The sequence below is a fragment of the Burkholderia sp. SR8 genome (genome assembly GCF_052851275.1).
In genome coordinates this window covers 1-1708 of record NZ_JAULUC010000062.1, presented here as the reverse complement: position 1 = coordinate 1708, position 1708 = coordinate 1, and the positions used below count along the sequence as shown (strand labels likewise).

Annotated in this window: 1 protein-coding gene; it reads left to right on the top strand. The window is 68.3% G+C overall.

Annotated elements, in window-relative coordinates; genetic code table 11:
• Positions 1 to 157 precede the first annotated feature (157 nt).
• The coding region (locus tag Q3A80_RS31775; protein WP_446332729.1) for an aconitase family protein at positions 158 to 1708 on the top strand (1551 nt) is incomplete at its 3' end.

Sequence of the window (1708 nt, the reverse complement as noted above, 5' to 3'; positions counted from 1 at the left end):
CGAGCGCCGCCGTGTGCGCGATCACGCGGCGGCGCATCCAATCCGGACCGACCTCGACCGGGTCGTTGCCTGTTTTCGTCACGGTGGTCTCCTGGATTGGGTATGTCGGGTTAGCACTAGATTGCATTTTTACTAGTTAAAGTGCAAAAATGCAGTCATGGAAAACACCGACAACCCCTCGCAAGCCCGGTTGACAGTCGATGGCGCGACGTATCGCTTCGTCGATCTTCCCGGTCGGTTCGGCACCACGCTGCGCGAACTGCCCGTCGTGCTGCGCGTGCTGCTCGAGAACGTGATCCGCAACACCGCCGGCGACGAGCGGCGGCAGGCCGTCAACGCGATCATCGACTGGACGCACCGCGCGACGAGCGACGCGGAGATCGCGTTCCAGCCGAATCGCGTGCTGATGCACGACACGACCAGCACGCCGGCGCTCGTCGATATCGCCGGGATGCGCGACGCGCTCGCCGAAGCCGGTGCGGATCCGGCGTCGCTGAACCCGGTGCTGCCGGTCGATTCCTCGGTCGACCACTCGCTGGCCGTTGAATACTTCGCGCGGCCCGACGCGGCCCCCGAGAACCTCAAGCTCGAACTGCGCCGCAATGCGGAGCGCTACCGCTTCCTGCGCTGGGCGTCGAAGTCGCTGACGGGCGTGCGCATTCATCCGCCGGGCACGGGGATCATGCATACGATCAATCTCGAACAGCTCGCGACGGTGGTCACGACGCTCGAGTGCGACGGCGAACGCTGGGCGGTGCCCGACACGCTGATCGGCACCGACAGCCACACGCCGATGATCAACGGCATCGGCGTGCTCGGCTGGGGCGTCGGCGGGCTGGAAGCGCAGACGGTGATGTTCGGGATGCCGGTGATGCAGCGCATTCCGGACGTGATCGGAGTTCGGCTCACCGGCGCGCTGCGCACGGGCGTGCTCGCGACCGATCTCGCGCTGACCGTCACGCAACGGCTGCGCTCGATCGGCGTATCGGGCGAGTTCGTCGAATTCTTCGGCCCGGGGGTGGCGACGCTGCGCGCCGGCGAACGCGCGGTCGTCGCGAACATGGCACCCGAATACGGCGCGACCACGGGCTTCTTCCCGGTCGACGGCAACACGCTCGACTACCTGTGCGAGACCGATCGCAGCGCAGCGGCGATCCGGCTCGTCGAAGCATTCACGCGGCAGGCCGGCCTGTGGTTCGACCCGGATGCCGAGCCGCGCTACACGCGCACGATTGACATCGATCTCGCGTCGGTTGGCATGCACGTCGCCGGGCCGCGCCGCCCGCAGGACCTGCTCGACCATGCGCGGACGGCCACCGCGCTCGCGCCTCTCGAATTCCGTCCCGCGCACCCGCATCCGTCGATGCCGAAACACCCGGTCGCGATCGCCGCAATCACGAGCTGCACGAACACGTCCGACCCCGCGCTGCTGATCGCGGCCGGCCTCGTCGCGCGGAACGCGCGCGCGCTCGGGCTGAAGGTGCCCGCGTGGGTCAAGACGTCGCTCGGCCCCGGCTCTCCGGCCGCTGCGGCCTATCTCGAACGGGCCGGATTGGTCGACGACCTGTCGGCCGTCGGCTTCGATATCGTCGGGTACGGCTGCACGACCTGCATCGGCAACTCGGGGCCGCTGACCGAACCGATCCGCGCCGCGCTCGCCGACGGGTCGATCCGGCCGGTCGCGATGCTGTCGGGGAACCGCAATTTC